General features: G+C 68.5%; 18 protein-coding genes. 3 read left to right on the forward strand and 15 right to left on the reverse strand.

The genetic code is table 11. The features are described 5' to 3' along the window. Positions 1–70: 70 nt before the first annotated feature. On the reverse strand, positions 71–445 hold the full coding sequence (locus H623_RS0102595; RefSeq protein WP_022899387.1) for a hypothetical protein: 375 nt from the start codon (positions 443–445) through the stop codon (positions 71–73). A 106-nt stretch (positions 446–551) separates the two neighbouring features. Between H623_RS0102595 and H623_RS0102600 the strand changes: the two genes are divergently transcribed. The 3 genes from H623_RS0102600 (at position 552) to H623_RS17385 (ending at position 3,607) form a co-directional block, all read left to right on the forward strand. Next, positions 552–1,346 carry an SGNH/GDSL hydrolase family protein gene (locus tag H623_RS0102600; RefSeq protein WP_245558862.1) on the forward strand — a complete coding sequence of 265 codons (795 nt, stop codon included), beginning with the start codon at positions 552–554 and terminating at the stop codon, positions 1,344–1,346. A 208-nt stretch (positions 1,347–1,554) separates the two neighbouring features. Continuing rightward, positions 1,555–2,958 (forward strand): MFS transporter, encoded by a 1,404-nt coding sequence (locus H623_RS0102605; protein WP_033371218.1) that lies wholly within the window; start codon positions 1,555–1,557, stop codon positions 2,956–2,958. A 19-nt stretch (positions 2,959–2,977) separates the two neighbouring features. Continuing rightward, positions 2,978–3,607 carry a phosphoribosyltransferase gene (locus tag H623_RS17385; protein WP_051143069.1) on the forward strand — a complete coding sequence of 210 codons (630 nt, stop codon included), beginning with the start codon at positions 2,978–2,980 and terminating at the stop codon, positions 3,605–3,607. A gap of 5 nt (positions 3,608–3,612) precedes the next feature. Here the strand turns inward: H623_RS17385 and pyk are convergent, their stop codons facing one another. The 14 genes from pyk to H623_RS0102680 all read right to left on the reverse strand — a co-directional run bounded on the left by pyk (position 3,613) and on the right by H623_RS0102680 (position 20,417). After that, entirely contained in the window at positions 3,613–5,061 is a 1,449-nt protein-coding gene (gene pyk / locus H623_RS0102615) for a pyruvate kinase (protein ID WP_022899391.1), read from the reverse strand. 74 nt (positions 5,062–5,135) lie between these two features. Then, positions 5,136–6,593, reverse strand: a complete 1,458-nt coding sequence (locus H623_RS0102620; protein ID WP_022899392.1) for a glutamate synthase subunit beta — start codon at positions 6,591–6,593, stop codon at positions 5,136–5,138. Between the two features lie 48 nt (positions 6,594–6,641). After that, positions 6,642–11,219, reverse strand: coding sequence for a glutamate synthase large subunit (gltB, locus tag H623_RS0102625; protein ID WP_022899393.1), 4,578 nt, complete (start codon positions 11,217–11,219; stop codon positions 6,642–6,644). A 91-nt stretch (positions 11,220–11,310) separates the two neighbouring features. Beyond that, positions 11,311–12,303: a prolipoprotein diacylglyceryl transferase gene (gene lgt, locus H623_RS0102630; RefSeq protein ID WP_022899394.1), complete on the reverse strand. Its 993-nt coding sequence runs from the start codon at positions 12,301–12,303 to the stop codon at positions 11,311–11,313. An 85-nt stretch (positions 12,304–12,388) separates the two neighbouring features. Then, positions 12,389–13,186, reverse strand: coding sequence for a tryptophan synthase subunit alpha (trpA, locus tag H623_RS0102635; protein ID WP_022899395.1), 798 nt, complete (start codon positions 13,184–13,186; stop codon positions 12,389–12,391). Further along, entirely contained in the window at positions 13,183–14,424 is a 1,242-nt protein-coding gene (gene trpB / locus H623_RS22020; protein WP_022899396.1) for a tryptophan synthase subunit beta, read from the reverse strand. Before trpB ends, trpA begins: the two co-directional genes overlap by 4 nt. 93 nt (positions 14,425–14,517) lie before the next feature. Beyond that, a complete protein-coding gene (gene trpC / locus H623_RS22025; protein WP_026939830.1) occupies positions 14,518–15,288 on the reverse strand; it encodes an indole-3-glycerol phosphate synthase TrpC in 771 nt (256 codons plus the stop codon). 8 nt (positions 15,289–15,296) lie between these two features. Further along, positions 15,297–15,530, reverse strand: coding sequence for a DUF6704 family protein (locus tag H623_RS0102650; protein WP_022899398.1), 234 nt, complete (start codon positions 15,528–15,530; stop codon positions 15,297–15,299). 107 nt (positions 15,531–15,637) lie between these two features. Next, complete coding sequence (locus tag H623_RS17390) at positions 15,638–16,372, reverse strand: Trp biosynthesis-associated membrane protein (protein WP_022899399.1); 735 nt, start codon at positions 16,370–16,372, stop codon at positions 15,638–15,640. Between the two features lie 2 nt (positions 16,373–16,374). Then, positions 16,375–17,967: an anthranilate synthase component I gene (locus tag H623_RS0102660; RefSeq protein ID WP_022899400.1), complete on the reverse strand. Its 1,593-nt coding sequence runs from the start codon at positions 17,965–17,967 to the stop codon at positions 16,375–16,377. After that, positions 17,964–18,338 carry a phosphoribosyl-AMP cyclohydrolase gene (gene hisI / locus H623_RS0102665; RefSeq protein ID WP_026939831.1) on the reverse strand — a complete coding sequence of 125 codons (375 nt, stop codon included), beginning with the start codon at positions 18,336–18,338 and terminating at the stop codon, positions 17,964–17,966. The genes H623_RS0102660 and hisI overlap by 4 nt, the downstream gene beginning before the upstream one ends. 125 nt (positions 18,339–18,463) lie before the next feature. Continuing rightward, a complete protein-coding gene (gene hisF, locus H623_RS0102670) occupies positions 18,464–19,228 on the reverse strand; it encodes an imidazole glycerol phosphate synthase subunit HisF (protein WP_022899402.1) in 765 nt (254 codons plus the stop codon). A gap of 16 nt (positions 19,229–19,244) precedes the next feature. Further along, positions 19,245–20,087: an ATP phosphoribosyltransferase gene (gene hisG / locus H623_RS0102675; RefSeq protein ID WP_022899403.1), complete on the reverse strand. Its 843-nt coding sequence runs from the start codon at positions 20,085–20,087 to the stop codon at positions 19,245–19,247. A 66-nt stretch (positions 20,088–20,153) separates the two neighbouring features. Then, entirely contained in the window at positions 20,154–20,417 is a 264-nt protein-coding gene (locus tag H623_RS0102680; protein WP_022899404.1) for a phosphoribosyl-ATP diphosphatase, read from the reverse strand. Positions 20,418–20,449 lie beyond the last annotated feature (32 nt).

Raw genomic sequence — 20,449 nt, forward strand, 5'->3', positions numbered from 1 at the left:
CGCCCCTCGAAGACGAAGCGACCCGGATGCCGTCAGCAGGCATCCGGGTCGCTGTGCGTCGCGCAGGCGGCTAGGCGAAGACCTTCACGCCGTTCACCGTCTTGAACGTGGGCGCGATGATCACGCCGAAGAACGGCACCGCGATGCGCAGGAAGTAGGTGAGGGCCAGGATCTGCCCGAAATCGCCGATCGCGAACCCGACGACGGCGATCAGGCCGAACAAGAGCGCGAGGCCGAAGCCCTTCACGGTGGCCAGAAACGGGGTGGCGACGCCGATGCTCGCGATCACGATGCCCACGTCGACGATGAACGGCTGCCACGCGCCGGTGTTGCCGAGAGCCACGCCCGCCACGATCCAGGCGGCGATGGCGACGAGCCAGAACAGCACGAACACGGCACCGGCGATGCGCTTGTCGAGTTCACCCTTCGGCGGCCGAGCGATCATCTTCGTGTTTCCCCTTCCGAGGGTATGGACGGACAGCGGGCCGAACGGCCTTCTCGATAGTACCGCCGGTTCGATCACGCCCGCGCGGGCAGATAGCGTGGAGCCCGTGTTCACCAGCTACGTCGCGATCGGAGACAGTTTCACCGAGGGAGTCGGGGACGACCTGCCCGATGGACGCGTGCGTGGCTGGGCCGATCTCGTCGCCGTCGGCCTCGCCGTGGCCTCCGACGAGCCGGTGCGATACGCGAACCTGGCGATCCGCGGGCGCAAGCTCGGTCCCATCGTCGGCGAGCAGTTGGGTGCCGCGATCGCTCTTCGCCCGCAGCTGATGAGCATCAACGGCGGCGGCAACGACATCATGCGACCGCGCGTCTCGATCGACGACGTGGCCGAGCAGACGGCGCAGGCGGTTCGCACGGCGGCGGCAGCGGGCATCCACGTGCTGCTGCTCAGCGGAGCGAACCCGAGCGACAACCTGCCGGGCGGGCGCGCCGTGCAGCGTCGCGGCGACGAGCTCGCAGAACGCGTGCGTGCAATGGTGGCTCGCGCGCAGGCCGAGACGCCGACGTCGGGCGGCATGACGTTCGTGGACAACTTCGGCGACGCCGGGCTGCGCGACCTGCGCTACTGGTCGCTCGATCGGCTGCATCTGAACGCGTTCGGGCACGCGCGCGTGGCATCGAACGTGCTCACGGCACTCGGCGTGCCGGTGCCGGCCGAATGGCGAGTGGACGAGATCGCGGCGCAGACTCCGGTGGGGAGGACGCGACCCTCGCTCGCCTACTACCGCGACTACGTTCTGCCCTGGATCGGGCGCCGCCTCACCGGACGTTCCTCGGGCGACGGCCGCAGCGCGAAGCTCTCGCAACTGACGCCGGTCGACCCCGACATCGCGTTCTGACACACCTCGTCGCCCGCACCGCGTTCCTGTGCGTCCGCGTGCGGCTAAGCGACGTGCCTACAGAGCACAAGGGGTTGCCGAGGGCGTGGCCGCGCTCCTAGCGTTCCTCGCGTTCGTCACTCGCACGACTCGTCTCGTGCGGGGCAGCGGAGGAGGGTGCATGTCGACCAGCGACTTGAAGACGATCCGCACGCGGATACCGGCCCGCATGGACCGCCTCCCCTGGTCGCGCTGGCATTGGATGGTCGTGGTCGGCCTGGGCACCGTCTGGATTCTGGACGGCCTCGAGGTGACGATCGTCGGCGCCATCGGTAGTCGTCTCACCGAGAAGTCGAGCGGACTCGGCCTGACGTCCGGTGAGGTCGGATTGGCGGCGGCAGTGTACGTGGCGGGGGCCTGCGCGGGAGCGCTCTTCTTCGGCTACCTGACGGACCGGTTCGGCCGCAAGAAGCTCTTCATGATCACGCTCGGCCTGTACCTGCTGGCCACCGTCGCGACTGCGTTCTCGTTCACGCCCGTTTTCTTCTTCGCCTGCCGCTTCTTCACCGGCGCGGGCATCGGCGGGGAGTATTCCGCGATCAACTCCGCGATCGACGAGCTGATACCGGCCAGGCGCCGCGGGGTGGTGGATCTCGCCATCAACGGGTCCTACTGGCTCGGCACCGCGTTCGGCGCCGTGCTCACCGTGTTCCTCCTGAACACCGCGATCTTCCCGGCGAACCTCGGCTGGCGTCTCGCCTTCGGTCTCGGCGCCGTTCTCGGGCTGACGATCCTGCTGGTGCGCCGGAACGTGCCGGAATCGCCGCGGTGGATGTTCATCCACGGCCTCGACGAGGATGCCGAGACGCAAGTCGCCGAGATCGAGCAGCAGGTCGAGGAGCAGACCGGCGACCACCTCGATGAAGTCGGCGACGACGACGAGATCGAGATCGAGCAGCGTCGGTCGACGGGCTTCGGCGAGATCGTCAGGGTGGCGCTCTCGAAGTATCCGAAGAGATTCGTGCTCGGGCTCTCGCTGTTCATCGGCCAGGCGTTCCTCTATAACGCGGTCTTCTTCACCTACGCGCTGGTGCTCACGAAGCTGCTTCACGTTCCCGATGATGTGGCGCCCTGGGCGCTCGTGCCGATCGCGGTCGGCAACTTCCTCGGCCCCGTGCTGCTCGGCCGTCTCTTCGACAGCATCGGACGCAGGATCATGATCTCGGTCTCGTACATCGGCAGCGGCGTGCTGCTGGTGGGCACTGGCATCCTGTTCGATGCGCGCATCCTCGACGCCACCTGGCTCACGGTGTGCTGGGTGATCGTGTTCTTCCTCGCCTCGGCCGGGGCCAGCTCCGCCTACCTGACGGTGAGCGAGATCTTCCCGATGGAGACCAGGGCGATGGCGATCGCCTTCTTCTACGCGGTCGGAACGGCTCTGGGCGGCATCGTCGGGCCGCTGCTGTTCGGACAGTTCGTGTCGATGGGCATCTCGGCGGTCGCCGTGGGCTACTTCATCGGTGCCGGCCTGATGATCGCGGCGGGATTGGTCGAGGTCTTCCTCGGCGTCGACGCGGAGAACAGGTCGTTGGAGGACGTCGCCGACCCGTTGTCGAAGACGACGGCGTCGTAGCCCGACGGAGGTGGTGGCGGTGATCTTCGAGGATCGAGTGGATGCCGGCCGCCGGCTCGCCACTGCCTGCTCCGCCCATCGAGACTCCTGGCCTCGCCCCGTCGTGTTGGGCATTCCTCGTGGCGGGGTCCCGGTGGCCGCCGAGGTGGCGCGGGCTCTGGGCGCCCCGCTCGACGTGATCCTGGTGCGCAAGCTCGGGCTCCCGCGCAACGAGGAGGTCGCGATGGGGGCGATCGGCGAGCACGTGCGCCTTCTCGACGAGCACCTGATGCGGGCGATGGGAGTCAGCGAGCAGGAGGTCGCGGGCGTCGAAAGACGGGAGCGGGCCGAGCTGGAGCGACGGGTGCGCGTGTATCGGGAGGACAGGCATCCGGTGCCGCTGGACGGGGCGACGGCGGTCGTGGTGGACGACGGGCTCGCCACCGGGTCGACCGCTCGTGCCGCGTGCGCAGTGGCGCGGGCGCAGGGGGCGGCATCCGTGGTGCTGGCGGTGCCCGTGGCCCCGCCGGACTGGACACCGCAGCCGGGCGTCGACGCGGACACGTTCGTGTGCGTCGCGCGCCCGACTCGGTTCTTCGCGATCGGTCAGTGGTATCGCGACTTCACGCAGACCACGGACGGCGAGGTGAGGTCGCTGCTCGGCCTGTGATGGCGCTACTTCAGCGCAGCGTATGCCGGGGCGGCCTCGTTGTGGACATCGCCGACGACGTGCACGCGCACGTCGTTCGTGGAGCCGGAGATTCCGGGAGGCGATCCGGAGATGACGACGACCTTGTCTCCGACCTCGGCGAGGCCCTGGCCGATCAGCACGTCATCGACCTGTCCCATCATCTGGTCGGTGTGCGTGACGCGGTCGACCAGGAACGCCTCGATACCCCAGGTGAGCGCCAGGCGGCGGCGGATGCCCTCGTTCGTCGTGAACGCCTTCATCGGGATCTTGGAGCGCAGGCGCGACATGCGGCGCGCAGAGTCACCCGACTCGGTGAACACGCAGAGGTACTTGGCGTCGACGAAGTTCGCGACCTCGGCGGCGGCCAGGGTGATGGCACCGCCCTGGGTGCGCGGGGTGGTGCCGAGCGGCAGGATGCGCTCGAGGCCGTGCTCCTCGGTCGACTCGATGATGCGGGCCATGGTCTGCACGGTGACCACGGGGTACTCGCCCACACTGGTCTCGCCGGAGAGCATGACGGCATCGGTTCCGTCGAGGACCGCGTTGGCGCAGTCGGATGCCTCGGCCCGGGTCGGCCGCGGGCTGGTGATCATCGATTCCAGCACCTGCGTCGCGACGATGACGGGCTTCGCCATGCGGCGCGCGATCTCGACGGCGCGCTTCTGCACGATCGGGACCGCCTCGAGCGGGAGCTCGACGCCGAGGTCGCCACGGGCCACCATGATGGCGTCGAAAGCGTCGACGATCTCCTCGAGCGCGTCGACCGCCTGCGGCTTCTCCACCTTCGCGATGACGGGAAGACGGCGCCCCTCCTCGGCCATGATCTCGTGCACGCGCTCGATGTCGGCCGCGTTGCGGACGAACGAGAGCGCGATGTAGTCGGCGCCGAGCTTCAGACCCCAGCGAAGGTCCGCCTCGTCCTTCTCGCTCAGCGCGGGGACGTTCACGGCGACACCCGGCAGGTTGATGCCCTTGTTGTTCGACACGGGACCGGGCACGACGACCTCGGTCTTCACCCGCACGCCGTCGGTCTCCAGCACGCGCAGCGTGACCTTGCCGTCGTCGATGAGGAGCGGATCGCCCGCCTTCACGTCGTTCGGGAGGCCCTTGAACGTGGTCGAGGAGATCTCCTTGTTGCCGAGGACGTCCTCGGTCGTGATCGTGAAGATGTCGCCCTCGGCGAGTTCATACGGGCCGCTCTCGAACTTGCCGAGACGAATCTTCGGTCCCTGCAGGTCGACCATCACGGCGATGTCACGGCCGGAGTCCTCGGCGGCTCGGCGCACGTTCGCATAGACGGCCTCGTGCACGTCGTAGGTGCCGTGGCTCAGGTTCATGCGGGCGACGTCGACGCCGGCATCGATGATGGCGCGGATGTTTTCGTAGCTGGCCGTTGCGGGGCCCAGCGTGGCGACGATCTTGGCTCGTCTCATGGGTTTTATTTCGTACTCTCGATCTTCAATGCGCCGAACGCACGGGTCACGGCCCGAAGGCCGGTGTGCAGTGGCTAGATGGTGATACCGCGGTCGGTCGGCTTGACCGGGAACGGAAGCTCGGTGTCCCCCTCAAGATACCGGTCTACGGCGGACGCCGCAGCCCGGCCCTCCGCGATGGCCCACACGATGAGCGACTGACCGCGTCCGGCGTCGCCGGCCACGAACACACCCGGCTGTCCGGTCTGGTAGTCGCCGTCGCGTCCCAGGTTGCCGCGATCGTCGAACGACAGATCGAACTGCTCCGACAGTGTGTCCTGCTCCGGTCCGGTGAATCCGAGGGCGAGCAGCACGAGGTCGGCGGGGATCTCGCGTTCCGTTCCGGCCTTCGGCACGCGGCGGCCGTCGAGGTACTCGGTCTCGGCGACCCGCACCGCGACCACCTCGCCGACCTCGTTGCCGACGAACTCGACGGTCGAGGCGAGGAACTCGCGCTTGCCGCCCTCTTCGTGCGAGGTCTGGACCTGGAAGAGCGTCGGCGTCATCGGCCAGGGCTGGTGCGCCGGCCGCTCGCTCGGCGGCAGCTTGCCGATCGCGAGATTCGTCACCGAGGCGGCCTTTTGCCGGTGGGCGGTGCCGATGCAGTCGGAGCCGGTGTCGCCGCCGCCGAGGACGACGACGTGCTTCCCCTCCGCCGTGATCTGCGTGGGAACCGAGTCCCCGGCGCCGACCCTGTTCTGCTGCACGAGGTAATCCATCGCGAAGTGCACGCCCGCGAGGTCGCGACCGGGGATGGGCAGGTCGCGCGGCACCATGGCGCCGGTCGCGACGACCACGGCATCGTATCGGGCACGCAGGTCGGGCCAGCTGATGTCGACGCCGATGTTCACGCCGGCGCGGAATCGCGTGCCCTCCGCGGTCATCTGCCCGAGCCTGGCCTCGATGGTCTTCTTCTCGAGCTTGAAGTCCGGGATGCCGTAACGCAGCAGTCCGCCGATCCGATCGTCGCGCTCGTACACGGCCACCGTGTGGCCGGCGCGGGTGAGCTGCTGGGCGGCGGCGAGGCCGGCGGGGCCCGATCCCACGACCGCGACGGTCTTGCCGGTCAGGCGCTGCGGCGGATGCGGCTGCACCCAGCCGTTGGCCCACGCCTGATCGATGATGTCGTGCTCGATCTGCTTGATGGTGACCGGAGGCTGGTTGATCCCCAGCACGCACGAGTCCTCGCACGGGGCCGGGCAGAGGCGGCCGGTGAACTCCGGGAAGTTGTTCGTCGCGTGCAGGCGGTCGATGGCCTGGCGGCCCTCACCGCGCCACATCAGGTCGTTCCATTCCGGGATCAGGTTGCCCAGCGGACATCCCTGATGGCAGAACGGCACACCGCAGTCCATGCAGCGGCCCGCCTGTCGCCGCAGCTGGGCCGGGTCACTGGGCTCGTAGACCTCTTTCCAGTCCATCAGACGCACGGAGACTGGCCGCCGCTTGGGCAGCTCGCGCTCCGTGACCTTCAGAAAGCCCTTCGGGTCAGCCACAAGAAACTCCCTCGTCGTAGGGCGGGAAGCCCTTCGGGTCAGACAGCCTCATCCGCCGGTCACCTCCATGATCCTGTTCCAGACGACATCGCCATCGGGATCGAGTCCCTCGTCGACGGCGTTCTTGCGGGTTTCGAGCACGGCGGCGTAGTCGCGCGGCAGCACCTTCGTGAAGCGCGCGGACGTCGCCTCGAGATCCTCGAGCAATTTGCTCGCGACAGTGGATCCGGTCTCCGCGACGTGCTGCTCGAGCAGGTCGCGGACGATCTCGATGTCGCCGCTGCCGAGCGGCAGGAGCTGTAGCTCACCGGCGGCGATGGCCTCACGGTTCACGCGCTCCTCGCGGAGATCCAGCACGTAGGCGGTTCCACCGGACATGCCGGCCCCGAGGTTGCGGCCGGTCGTGCCGAGGATCAGTGCGAGGCCGCCGGTCATGTACTCCAGCGCGTGGTCGCCGACACCCTCGACGACGGCGGAGGCGCCGGAGTTGCGCACCAGGAACCGCTCCCCCACGATGCCGCGGATGAACAGGCTGCCCTGCGTGGCGCCGTAGCCGATCACGTTGCCGGCGATCACGTTGCGGTGTGCCGGGAAGACGCTGGAACGGTCGGGGCGCACGATGATGCGGCCGCCGGAGAGACCCTTGGCAACGTAGTCATTCGAGTCTCCCTGCAGACGAAGCGTGATGCCGCTGGGAACGAAAGCCCCGAAGGACTGTCCGGCCGAGCCGGTCAGAGTGATGTCGATCGAGCCGTCCGGCAGCCCGTGCTCGCCGTGACGCACCGTGACCTCGTGGCCCAGAAGCGTGCCGACGGCGCGTGCCGTGTTGCGGATCGGGAGGTCGATCTCGATGTGCCCGCCGTTCTCCAGCACGTCGGCCGCGCGCTCGATGAGCTGGTTGTCGAAGTGCTTCTCGATCTCGTGATCCTGGTTGCGCAGGTGGCGGCGCGGGGCATCCTCGGCGAACTCCGGTCCGTGCAGCACGGGACTGAGATCGAGACCGGATGCCTTCCAGTGGTCGATCGCGTTCTGCACGTCGAGCAGTTCCACGTGTCCGACGGCCTCTTCGATGCTCCGGAACCCCAGTTCGGCGAGGTACTCGCGCACCTCTTGCGCGATGAACTCGAAGAAGTTCACGACGAATTCGGGTTTGCCGCTGAAGCGCTGGCGCAGCAGAGGGTTCTGGGTGGCCACACCGACAGGGCAAGTGTCCAGATGGCACTTGCGCATCATGATGCAGCCCTCCACCACCAGGGCGGTGGTGGCGAACCCGAACTCCTCGGCCCCGAGGAGCATGCCGACGATGACGTCACGGCCGGTCTTGAGCTGCCCGTCGACCTGCACCACGACGCGGTCGCGCAGCCCGTTGAGCATGAGCGTCTGCTGCGTCTCGGCGAGGCCGAGCTCCCACGGCGTTCCCGCGTGCTTGAGCGAGTTCAGCGGGCTCGCTCCGGTGCCACCGTCGTGCCCGGAGACCAGGATGACGTCGGCGAGGGCCTTGGCCGTGCCCGCCGCGACGGCGCCGATGCCCGTCTCGCTCACCAGCTTGACGTGCACGCGGGCCTGCGGGTTCGCGCGCTTGAGGTCGTAGATGAGCTGCTTGAGATCCTCGATCGAATAGATGTCGTGGTGCGGCGGCGGCGAGATGAGGCCGACGCCGGCGGTCGCGTGTCGGGTGCGGGCGATCCACGGGTACACCTTCGCCGGCGGCAGCTGACCGCCCTCGCCGGGCTTCGCGCCCTGCGCGAGCTTGATCTGCAGGTCGCTGGCGTTCGAAAGGTACATGCTCGTCACGCCGAAGCGGCCGGAGGCGACCTGCTTGATCGCGCTGCGCCGCGTCGGGTCGAGCAGACGGTCGATGTCCTCGCCGCCCTCGCCGGTGTTCGACTTTCCGCCGAGGCGGTTCATGGCGATCGCCAGCGTCTCGTGGGCCTCGCGCGAGATGGAACCGTAGCTCATCGCGCCGGTCGAGAAGCGCTTCACGATCTCGCTGACCGGCTCGACCTCGTCGATCGGAACCGCCGGGCGAACACCCGACCGCAGCGTGAACATGCCGCGCAGCGTCATCAGCTGCTCGGCCTGGTCGTTCACGAGCTTGGTGTACTCGCGGAAGATGTCGAACCGCCGGTTGCGCGTGGAATGCTGCAGCCGGAAGACGGTCTCCGGGTTGAAGAGGTGGGGAGCGCCGTCGCGACGCCACGAGTACTCGCCGCCGGTGGCCATCCTCTCGTGCGCGTGCACAGCCCCCTCAGGCGGGTAGGCCGAAAGGTGCCGGGCGAGGTTCTCGGCGGAGATGACATCGATGCCGACGCCGCCGAGCTTGGAGGTGGTGCCGGTGAAGTAGCGGTCGATGAACGTCTGCGACAGGCCGACGGCCTCGAACGCCTGCGCGCCCGCGTACGACGACACGGTGGAGATGCCCATCTTCGACATGATCTTCAGCACGCCCTTACCGAGCGCCTTGATGAGGTTTCGCACGGCCTTCTCGCTGGAGATGCCTGTGATCATGCCGCTGCGCACGAGGTCTTCGCATGTCTCCATGGCGAGGTACGGATTCACCGCGCTCGCACCGTAGCCGATCAGCAGCGCCACATGGTGCACCTCGCGCACGTCACCGGCCTCGACGACGATGCCGACCTTGAGCCGGTTCTCGGTGCGGATCAGGTGGTGGTGCACCGCGGAGAGCATCAGCAGCGACGGGATCGGCGCCAGGTCTTTGTCGGAGTCGCGGTCGCTGAGCACGATGAACTCGGCGCCGCCGGCGATGGCGTCGCTGACCTCCTGGCACATCTCGTCGAGGCGGCGCTCCATCGCGTCCTCGCCGGCGTCGAACCGGTACAGGCCGCGCACGGTGACCGTGGTGCCGCCGCCGGGTCGCGGGTCGATGTGCTGGATCTTGGCCAGCTCGTCGTTGTCGATGACGGGAAAGTCGAGCACGACCTGATGGGTGTGCTCCGGCCCGGGCTCGAGCAGATTGTGCTCCGGCCCGAGGCCGAGACTCAGCGAGGTGACTACCTCTTCGCGGATGGAGTCCAGCGGCGGGTTCGTGACCTGCGCGAACTGCTGCGTGAAGTAGTCGAACAGCAGTCTCGGCCGCGTGGACAGCACGGCGATCGGCGTGTCGGTGCCCATCGCCCCGATCGGCTCCGCACCGTTGATCGCCATCGGCGTGAGGAGGATGCGCACCTCTTCTTCGGTGTACCCGAACGTGCGCTGACGTCGGGTGACCGACGCCGGAGTGTGGACGATGTGCTCGCGCTCCGGGAGGTCCTTGAGGTTGATGCGGCCGGCATCCAACCACTCGCCGTACGGCGAGGCCGCGGCCAGCGACGACTTGATCTCGTCGTCTTCGACGAGGCGGCCTTCTACGGTGTCGACGAGGAACATCTTGCCGGGGCGCAGGCGGCCCTTGCGCACGACGCGGCTCGGCTCGATGTCGAGCACCCCGGTCTCGCTGCCGAGCACGACGAGTCCGTCGTCCGTGATCAGATAGCGCCCAGGACGCAGGCCGTTGCGGTCGAGCGTGGCACCCACGAGCGCGCCGTCGGTGAAAACGAGGGCGGCCGGGCCGTCCCACGGCTCCATGAGCATGGAGTGGTACTCGTAGAACGCGCGGCGGGCCGGGTCGATCTCGGTCTGCTTCTCCCATGCCTCCGGCACCATCATCATGATGGCGTGCGGCAGGGACCGCCCACTCAGGGTGAGCAGCTCCACGACCTCGTCGAACGAGGCGGAGTCGCTGGCACCGGGTGTGACGATCGGAAGCAACGGCTTCAGATCGCCGAGCAGCTCGCTGTGCAGCTGAGACTGGCGCGCGCGCATCCAGTTGCGGTTGCCCTGCACGGTGTTGATCTCGCCGTTGTGCGCGATCATGCGGAACGGCTGGGCCAGCGGCCACGACGGGAACGTGTTCGTGGAGTATCGCGAGTGCACCAGCGCGAGCTTCGAGGCGAACCGCTCGTCGGAGAGATCCGGATAGAACGGCTCGAGCTGAAGCGTCGTGACCATGCCCTTGTAGACCAGGGTGCGGCTGGAGAGCGAGCTGAAGTAGACATCCAATTCCCGCTCGACACGCTTGCGGAGGCGGAAGGTCAGACGGTCGAGCGCGATGCCTGCGCGGGGCGCGCCGTTCTCGTCGGGGAGCTCGCTGTCGACGAAGAACTGCTCGAGCGCCGGCATCGCGTCACGGGCCAGCGTGCCGATCTCGTCCGGACGCACCGGAACCCGGCGCCAGCCGAGCACGCGCAGGCCCTCCTGCACGGCGATGTTCTCGATGGCGGACTTCTCGGACTCGCGCTCGTCGTCGTTCAGCGGCAGGAACACATTGCCGACCGCGTAACGGCCGACGTGCGGCAGCTCGAAGTCGACGACCGCGCGCAGGAAGGCGTCCGGGATCTGCGTCAGGATGCCCGCCCCGTCACCGGTGCCCGCGTCGCTTCCCACGGCACCGCGGTGCTCGAGGTTGCGCAGGGCGTTCAGCGCGTGGTCGATGATGTCGTGCCCGGCAGTGCCGCGCAGGGTCGCGACCATCGCCAGGCCACAGGCGTCGCGTTCAGCGGCCGGGTCGTAGAGACCCTGCGGGCCGGGAACTGCGCTGAACCGGGAAAACGGGTGGCTGTGCGCCATGAGTACCGTCCTCGCATGATGAAGGGGGCGGGACGACGTCGGCCCGTAGGGACAGGAGGGGTTCGCTGCCGGGATCGCCGTGTTCGAGGGTTCAGCCGGCAGAGCTTGTGGCTGCGGCCGTGGATTCGCCCGATCCACCGTCGGCAGAGGCGGCGTCGTGGTCGTCGTGCTCGTCGTCGGGATCGGTGTCGAATGAGTCTACCGCAGCATCGGTCCTGTTCCATTCACGACCGGGCAGGTACACGCTGAGCTCGACGCCGGGATGTCTGCGGGACTGCGCGATGAAGATGATGAGCCCCAGCACGACAGCCCCGAACGCCGCCCAGACGTTGAACGGGATGCTGAGGAAGGAATATTCGCTCGGATCGATGCGAATCGACTCGAGGTAGCTGCGACCGAGGCCGTACCACATGAGGTAGCCGGCGAACATCTTGCCCCAGCGCCAACGGAACTTCTTCTCCAGCGCGAGGAGCACGATCACACCGATGACGTTCCAGATCATCTCGTAGAGGAACAGCGGCTGGAACAGGGTGCCGTCGGCGAGGCCCGTGGGGAACGCGGCGTTCGAGCTCTCGATCTGCAGACCCCAGGGGAGGTTGGTGGGCAGGCCGTAGAGCTCGTGGTTGACGTAGTTGCCGAGACGGCCGATGGCCTGGGCGAGCAGAAGTCCGGGAGCGAGGGCGTCCGCGAAGGAGAGGAAGCGCACACCGGTCTGTTTGCTGGCGATGAACGCGCCGAGCGCTCCCCCGATGAGCGATCCGAAGATGGCGTTGCCGCCCTCCCAGATGAACAGGATGCGCCACGGATTGGCACCGGGGTAGAAGTAGTCGTGCGGGTGGGTGACGACGTGGTACAGGCGGGCACCGATGAGGCCGAGTACGACGGCCCAGATGAGGAAGTCGATGACGACGCCGGGCTCACCGCCGCGACGGGTGAGACGGCGCGAGGTCCAGATCGTGCAGATGATGATGCCCACCAGGATGATCAGAGCATAGGTGCGGATCTCCCAGTGGAACCCGAACAGGTCGATCGGGATCGACTGCCAAGAGATGGGCGGGCTCGGAATGCTGAGCGGTGCGATCACCTGTCGGGTTCCCTTTCGTCCGGACGGCGCGGTCCGTCTCACGATGCGGCGCCGACGGCGCCACGGCCAACTTAGTCTAGGGCGCTCAGGCCCTGGTTCCGGCGGAGAGCGCTGCCGCCACCTCGGCCACGCCGCGCACCCCGCCGTCGGCGAGGGCGTGCACCAGGGCGGAGCCGACGATCGCGCCGTCGGCGTAGCCGACGACCTCGCGCACCTGTTCCCCGGTCGAGATGCCGATGCCCACGCACACCGTGGCGGCACCCGCGTTGCGAAGACGTGCCACCAGAGTGCGCGCCGCGGCGTCCACGTCTGTGCGCTCCCCGGTGATGCCCATCGTCGAGACCGCGTAGACGAAGCCGCGCGAGGAATCTGCGGCCATTCTCAGACGTGCGTCGCTCGATGTCGGCGCGGAGAGGAACACCCGGTCCAGGCCCGTGCGCTCGCTCGCGGCCACCCATTCCGCTGCCGAGTCCGGCGTGATGTCGGGAGTGATCAGCCCGCTGCCGCCAGCAGCGGCCAGTTCGTCGGCGAAACGATCGACGCCGAACTGCACGACGGGGTTCCAATAGGTCATGACGAGCGCGGGAACGTCGACGCGGGCGCGGATCTCGCGCACGGCGGTGAAGACATCCCGCACGCGGAACCCCGCGTGCAGTGCACTCTGCGCGGCCGCCTGGATGACCGGACCGTCCATCACGGGGTCGGAGTAGGGCAGGCCGAGTTCGAGCACGTCAGCGCCGTTCTCCGCCAGCGCGACGGCAGCGTCGATGCTCGTGGCCAGGTCGGGAAAGCCGACCGGCAGGTAGCCGATCAAAGCACCGCGACGCTCGGCGTTCGCTCGGGCGATCGCGGAGTCGACGTGGGTGAGGGCGACCTCGGTCATGACTGTGCTTCCTCGGCGTCGGCGGGCGATTCGGTGGCTGCTTCGCCGTTGAGCACGCCGAAGTACGCCCCCGCAGTCTCGACGTCTTTGTCGCCGCGGCCCGAGAGATTCACCAGGATGACGGCGTCCCGACCCAGCTTCTTGCCGAGGTCGATGGCGCCGGCAAGGGCGTGCGACGATTCGATGGCCGGCAGGATGCCCTCCGTGCGGCAGAGCAGTCGGAACGCGCTCATCGCCTCGTCGTCGGTGATCGGCAGGTAACTGGCCCGTCCGATGTCGCGCAGCCAGGCGTGCTCCGGTCCCACCCCCGGGTAGTCGAGGCCGGCGGAGATGGAGTGCGACTCCATCGTCTGGCCGTCGGCGTCTTGCAGAACGTAGGTCTTGGTGCCGTGCAGGATGCCCGGCGTGCCCTGGCTGAGCGTAGCGCCGTGCTTGCCGCTGGCGATGCCGTGGCCGCCCGGCTCGAAGCCGTAGAGCTGCACGTCGGCGTCGTCGAGGAAGGCATGGAAGATGCCGATCGCGTTCGACCCTCCTCCGACGCACGCCGCGACCGCGTCGGGCAGCCTTCCGGTCAACTCCAGCACCTGGCGGCGGGCCTCCTCGCCGATGACCTTGTGGAAGTCGCGCACCATGGTCGGAAACGGATGCGGCCCGTTCACCGTGCCGAGCAGGTAGTGCGTGGAGTCGGCGTTGGCGACCCAGTCCCGGAACGCCTCGTTGATGGCATCCTTCAGCGTGCGCGAGCCCGTCTTCACCGGGACGACCTCGGCGCCCAACAGCCGCATGCGGGCGACGTTGAGCGCCTGGCGCTTCGTGTCGACCTCGCCCATGTAGATGGTGCACTCCATGCCGAACAGGGCGGCGGCGGTCGCGGTGGCGACGCCGTGCTGGCCCGCGCCCGTCTCGGCGATCAGCCGCGTCTTGCCCAGGCGCCGGACGAGGAGCGCCTGGCCGAGCACGTTGTTGATCTTGTGCGAGCCGGTGTGATTCAGGTCTTCGCGCTTGAGGATGATGCGCGCACCGCCGGCATGCTCCGCGAACCGGGGCGCCTCGGTGATGATGGACGGTCGGCCGGTGTACGTGGCCTGCAGTCGTGCCAGCTCCGCCGCGAACGCCGGATCCTGTTTCGCCGCCTCGTACTCCGCCGAGAGCTCATCGAGCGTCGCGATGAGCGATTCCGGCATGTACCTGCCGCCGTAGTCGCCGAAGTCGGGACCGATCTGGTCGCGGAGGGCCATGGTCACTCCCCTGTGTCGAAGGTTGTCTGTGTCGAAGGTTGTCCGGCACGAGGCCGGTGGGTCTGGGCGCTCCGCCCGCGCGGGGTTCGCCAGCTAGGCGGCAAGGAACTCGGCGAGCCGTGCCGTCGGGTCGCCGGTGACGAGAGCCTCGCCGACGAGTACGACATCGGCGCCTGCCTCCCGATAGTGCCGCACATCATCGGGGCTCAGCACGGCCGACTCGGCCACTCTTGTCACGCCCGCGGGGATGCGGTCGGCGAGCGAGCCGAACAGGTCACGATCGAGCTCGAACGTGTCGAGGTCGCGGGCGTTGACGCCGACGAGGCGGGCACCGGCATCCAGGGCACGAGAGATCTCCTCGGCCGAGTGCGTCTCCACGAGCGCCGTGAGCCCGAGGCTCGAAGCCAACTCGTGCAACGAGACGAGCGTGCGCTGGTCGAGCGCCGCCACGATCAGAAGAACGATGTCCGCGCCGGCGGCGCGGGCCTCGTAGACCTGGTACGGGTCGGCGATGAAGTCCTTGCGGAGCACCGGGATGCCGACTTGCGCGCGCACCGCGCGCAGGTCGTCGAGCGAGCCGAGGAAGCGACGTTGCTCGGTGAGCACGCTGATCGCGGAAGCACCACCCTCCTCGTAGGCCGACGCGAGGGCAGCGGGGTCCGGGATGTCCGCCAGCCGGCCCCGGGACGGGCTAGCCCGCTTGACCTCGGCGATGATCTTCACACCAGCCGCAGGCGCGAGGGCGGTCAGCGCATCGCGAGGCGCAGGTGCGTTCTCGCACGCGGCGATCACGGACTCGAGCGGGGTCTCGGCGGCGCGCACGCGCGCGTCTTCCACCGACCCGCCGACGAGCTCAGCGAGCAGCACGAGGCTCAGTGGCCCTTCGGCTGATACTTCGGGCCCTTGACGCCGTAGCCGGCCTTCGCCATGATCGCGCCGACGATCGGGCCGATCAGCACCACGACGACCGCCGCGCCGACGACCACCCAGGGCTGGTCGAACCAGAAAGCGAACACTCCGACGATGACGCCGATCAGCATGATGATGACGGCCGTCCAGGCGGCCGGCGAGTGACCGTGGCCGGGATCCGAGGACTCAGCGCTCATGACTCTCTTTCCACTGGGGGTTGGCTTTCCACTGGGGGTCGGCTTTCCGCTGCGGGTTGGCTTTTCACCGACGGTGGTTTTTCACCGCGGAGGGGAATGCACCCATTCTAGCGAACCGGCGGTTCGTCTCCGTGCGCGGCGTCATCCGATGATTCGGGCTGTGCATCGTCGTCGATGTCCTCCGCTTCCGTCGGGTCGTCGCCGCGGCTGAGGTCGTCCCAGTCGTCGATCGCGGCCTCGCGGGCGCGGGCCTTGCGATCCGCGGCGGAGAGGTTCTGCTCGTCCGCGGTGGCCGAGCGGCGCGGGTGTTCGGAGGCGTCCGCCGTGGCGCCGTAGCGACGCGACGTCGACGGCCAGAGGTGCGCCGTGACAGCGACCAGGAGTGCGGCGAGCGCGAGCAGGATGCCGGAAGCCAGCGCGACGGCAGGCCACGCGGTCGACGACGCGTTCGCGATGACGGCGCGCACGCCGGAGTCTCCGGCGATGCCCGTCGCCTTCGTCACGACGGAGATGCCGGAACCTGCCGGATCGGCGATGGCCGTGACCGCGGAGCCGATGATGGACGCCGCGAGCACCAGACCGAGCAGCGCCAGCACGTACCGCAGGATGCGGCCGGCCAGGGCGAGCGCGCCACCGAAGGCGACGCCGGCGAGCGAGAGCGCGGCGATGGCGGGAGCGGCGCTGGAACCCGCCACTGCCAAAGCGCCGCTGTGCCCGGATGCCGTCGTGAGATGCAGTGTGAACCAGGTCTGCGTCGAGGCGGTGAGCGCGAGACCGGACGCCAGGACGGCGAGCAGGATCGCGGTGTACTTCAGGCGTGAGCCCGTGCGGCGGGAAGCCATTGTCAGATCACCCGTTCCATGGCGTTCGCGATGGCGACCGCGCGCAAAGGCGCGGCCGCCTTGTTCTGCGATTCGACGAACTCGTTCTCGGGAATCGAGTCCGCCACGAGTCCGCCTCCGGCCTGCACGCGGGCGAGCCCGTCCATGATCGTGGCGGTGCGGATCGCGATGGCGAGATCGGCGTCGCCCCCGAACCCGAAGTAGCCGACCACTCCCCCGTAAACGCCGCGTTGGGCGGGTTCGAGCTCGTCGATGATCTCCAGCGCACGCGGTTTGGGGGCGCCGGAGAGCGTCCCGGCCGGGAACGTCGAGCGGAACACGTCGATCGCTGTCGATCCCGGACGCAGATCGCCCTCGACGGACGAGACGATGTGCATGATGTGGCTGAACCGCTCGATGCGCATGAACTCGGTTACCTCGACGGAGCCCGCGACGCAGACCCGGGCGAGGTCGTTGCGCGCCAGATCCACCAGCATGAGGTGCTCCGCCCGCTCCTTCTCGTCGGCAAGCAGCTCGGTGGAGAGCTCGGCATCGTGTTCCGGGGTGGCGCCGCGCGGACGCGAACCGGCGATGGGATGCGTGAACGCACGCCGGTCCTGCACCTTCACCAGAGCTTCGGGCGACGATCCGACGACCGTGTACGGCGCCCCGCTGGAGCGCTCCAACTGGAGCAGATACATGTACGGGCTCGGGTTCAGGCTGCGCAGAACTCGGTAGACGTCGAGCGGATCGGCGGTGACGGGCAGTTCGAAGCGTTGCGAGATGACCACCTGGAACACATCGCCGGCGCGGATGTGCTCTTTGGCCGACTCGACCGAGGCCAGGAAGTCCTCGCGTCGGGTGCGCGAGACCGGATCGGGAACGATGCCGAAATCGGCCAGCTCCAGGTGCGCCTCTGCGTTCTGCGAGAGTTCGGCCTGCATGCGGTCGAGCCGGGCCTGCGCCGCCTCCCAGAGATCGTCGGCGCGGCTGCGGTCGACACGCTCTCCGGCAGCGACGTCGTCCACGAGAACGTTGGTGATGAGCTGCAGCGTGCCGAACCGGTGGTCGACGGCGACGAGGTCCGAGACGAAGCAGAGCGCCTGGGAGGGCACGTCGAATTCCGCCGGCGGCTGATCGGGCAGCCGCTCCAGCTGGCGCACGGCCTCCCACCCGATGAAGCCGACGAGGCCGCCGGTGAGCGGTGGGAGACCGTCGACGGGGTCGGAGCGCCAGCGCTCGTAGAGCAGCGCGAGAAGATCGAGTGACGGTGTCTGCGCGAGCTGCGCTGCGGCATCCGTGCCGAAGGCCCGCTGCGCACTCAGGCCGTAGTCGAGCCAGAGCGAGCCGGCGTCCGAGCCCTCGCCAGGCGCGGATGCCGACGACTGCGTCAGAACACCGAACGAGCCGACCCCCACGAACGAGTAGCGCGAGAAGATGCCACCCTGTTCGGCGGATTCGAGCAGGAACGTGCCCGGCCGCTCCGCGCCGAGCTTGCGATAGATCCCGACGGGCGTCTCGCCGTCCGCGAAGAGCTCCCGCGCCACCGGGATCACCCGACGTGTGCCCAGCAGCTCGTCGAACCCGGAGCGCGTCGTCGTCCCCGCCGTGTTCACGCGGGCTTCCCTGCGGCGTCCGCCACGACCGGGTGCAGCAGATCGGTGTCGAAGCAGGTTCGCGTTCCCGTGTGGCAGGCGGCGCCGAGCTGCTCCACACGCACGAGTAGCGTGTCGCCGTCGCAGTCCAGCGCGGCGCCGCGCACGAACTGCACGTGACCGGACGTGTCGCCCTTGCGCCAGTACTCCTGACGCGAGCGCGACCAGAACGTCACGCGACCCTCGGTCATGGTGCGCAGAAAGGCTTCACGGTCCATCCAGCCGACCATGAGCACCTCGCGGCTGTCCCACTCCTGGATCACCGCGGTGACCAGCCCGCGGTCGTCGAATTTCACGCGATCCAGGATCGCGGATGCGCTCGCGCGCGTCATCCCGGTCGTCGCGTCGTTCATCGTCGCGCCTGCGTTCCTCGTCGCGCCTGCGTTCCTCGTCGCGTCCGAGCCCAGCGCTTTACCGGTGCCCATGGTCTCAACCGGACTCATCGCTTCACCTGTACTCATTGCCTCACCGGGGCCCCTGCTGTGTGCAACGCGGCTTTCACGTTGCCGATCGTCATCAGTCCGTCGTGGAAGACGCTCGCCGCGAGAACCGCATCCGCTCCGGCCGCGACCGCGGGCGCGAAGTCGTCCACCGAGCCCGCCCCGCCCGAAGCGATCACCGGTGCGGAGCTCACGTCGCGCATGGCTGTCACGAGCTCCAGGTCGAAGCCTTGTCTAGTGCCGTCGGCGTCGATCGAGTTCACGAGAAGCTCTCCCGCGCCGAGCTTCACGGCGCGCGCCGCCCAGGCCAGGGCATCCAGATCTGTCTCGGTTCGCCCGCCGTGCGTCGTCACGACGAAGCCGGAGGCCGTGCGGGGCGACCGCTTCACGTCGAGCGAGAGCACGAGCACCTGGTCGCCGAACCGCTCCGAGATCTCGCCGATCAGCTCGGGGCGGGCGATGGCGGCGCTGTTCACACCCACCTTGTCGGCGCCGCTGGCCAGCAGCCGGGCGACGTCATCGCTCGAGCGCACGCCGCCTCCGACCGTGAGCGGGATGAAGACCTGCTCGGCGGTGCGCCGCACCATGTCGTAGGTGGTGGCCCTGCCCTCCACGGTGGCGGTGACGTCGAGGAACGTGAGCTCGTCGGCACCCTGTTCGTAGTACCGGGCTGCCAGCTCGACCGGGTCGCCGGCGTCGCGCAGATTCTGGAAGTTCACGCCCTTGACGACGCGGCCGTCGGCCACGTCGAGGCACGGGATGACGCGGATCGCGAGCGACATGTCTGCTCCGTCCGTCTCAGAGCCGGGCCGCGTGGATCGGGGTGACGAGGATGGCGCGCGCACCGAGCTCGTACAGGTCGTCCATGATGCGGTTGGTGCTGCTGCGCGGGACCATGGCGCGCACCGCTACCCATCCGGAGTCACGCAGCGGCGAGATCGTGGGCGATTCGACACCGGGCGTGAGTGCCACGGCTCGTTCGATGAGCTCCGACGGAAGGTCGTAGTCGATCAACACGTACCGCCGGGCCACCATCACACCCTGCAGACGGCGCTGCAGAGTGGCGAGCCCCGGTGCCGGGTCCCCCGGCGCGCCGATCAGCACGGCCTGCGACTGCAGGATGACGGGTCCGAAGATCTCCAGGCCCTGCTTGCGCAGCGTGGAGCCGGTCTCGACGACGTCGGCGACGGCGTCCGCCACACCGAGGCGTACCGCGGACTCCACGGCACCGTCGAGACGCACGAGCGTCGCGGAGACGCCCTCCCGCGCGAGGAACGCGCCGACGAGGCCGTCATAGCTGGTGGCGATGCGCAGGCCTTCGAGATCGCGCACGCCGGAGCAGCGCCCCGCGGGCCCGGCGAACCGGAACGTGGAGGCGGCGAACCCGAGCTCGTCGATCTCGTGGGCGCTGGAACCGGAGTCGAGCAACAGGTCGCGGCCGGTGACGCCCACGTCGAGTGCGCCGCTGCCGACGTAGGTGGCGATGTCGCGGGGACGCAGGTAGAAGAACTCGACATCGTTCGCCGGGTCGGCGACGATGAGTTCTTTGGGGTCTTTTCGGCCGTTGTAGCCCGCCTCGGCGAGCATCTGGGCGGCGGTCTCGGAGAGCGAGCCCTTGTTGGGCACGGCGATCTTCAGCATGGGGCGCTGGACTTCCTTACGGTGAGCGGACGTGGGTGAGGGTGTCAGCCGCGCGAAGCGGCGCGCTCACAGATGTCGGTACACGTCCTGAAGGCTCAGCCCCTTCGCGACCATCATCACCTGGAGGTGGTAGAGCAGCTGCGAGATCTCCTCGGCCGCCTCGTCGTCGCTCTGGAACTCGGCCGCCATCCACACCTCGGCGGCTTCCTCGACGATCTTCTTGCCGATGGCATGGATGCCCGCATCGAGCTCACGAACGGTGCCCGAGCCCTCGGGACGCCTCGCGGCCTTGTCGGTCAGCTCGGCGAACAGTTCGTCGAAGGTTTTCACGTCCCTAGGTTAGCGTGGCGCCGCCGGTCACC

Source organism: Humibacter albus DSM 18994 (genome assembly GCF_000421825.1).
Classification (GTDB): domain Bacteria; phylum Actinomycetota; class Actinomycetes; order Actinomycetales; family Microbacteriaceae; genus Humibacter; species Humibacter albus.

Bases quoted from the DNA above. Each gene is read 5' to 3' on its own strand.
- H623_RS17390 (WP_022899399.1), bottom strand. From the start codon at position 16,372: ATGGCTTCCCGCCGCACGGGCTCACGCCTGAAGTACACCGCGATCCTG.
- H623_RS0102650 (WP_022899398.1), bottom strand. From the start codon at position 15,530: ATGAGCGCTGAGTCCTCGGATCCCGGCCACGGTCACTCGCCGGCCGCC.
- pyk (WP_022899391.1), bottom strand. From the start codon at position 5,061: ATGAGACGAGCCAAGATCGTCGCCACGCTGGGCCCCGCAACGGCCAGC.
- H623_RS0102605 (WP_033371218.1), top strand. From the start codon at position 1,555: ATGGACCGCCTCCCCTGGTCGCGCTGGCATTGGATGGTCGTGGTCGGC.
- hisG (WP_022899403.1), bottom strand. From the start codon at position 20,087: ATGCTGAAGATCGCCGTGCCCAACAAGGGCTCGCTCTCCGAGACCGCC.
- gltB (WP_022899393.1), bottom strand. From the start codon at position 11,219: ATGGCGCACAGCCACCCGTTTTCCCGGTTCAGCGCAGTTCCCGGCCCG.
- trpB (WP_022899396.1), bottom strand. From the start codon at position 14,424: ATGGCCCTCCGCGACCAGATCGGTCCCGACTTCGGCGACTACGGCGGC.
- H623_RS0102595 (WP_022899387.1), bottom strand. From the start codon at position 445: ATGATCGCTCGGCCGCCGAAGGGTGAACTCGACAAGCGCATCGCCGGT.
- trpA (WP_022899395.1), bottom strand. From the start codon at position 13,186: ATGACCGAGGTCGCCCTCACCCACGTCGACTCCGCGATCGCCCGAGCG.
- hisI (WP_026939831.1), bottom strand. From the start codon at position 18,338: ATGACGCGCGCGAGCGCATCCGCGATCCTGGATCGCGTGAAATTCGAC.
- hisF (WP_022899402.1), bottom strand. From the start codon at position 19,228: ATGTCGCTCGCGATCCGCGTCATCCCGTGCCTCGACGTGGCCGACGGC.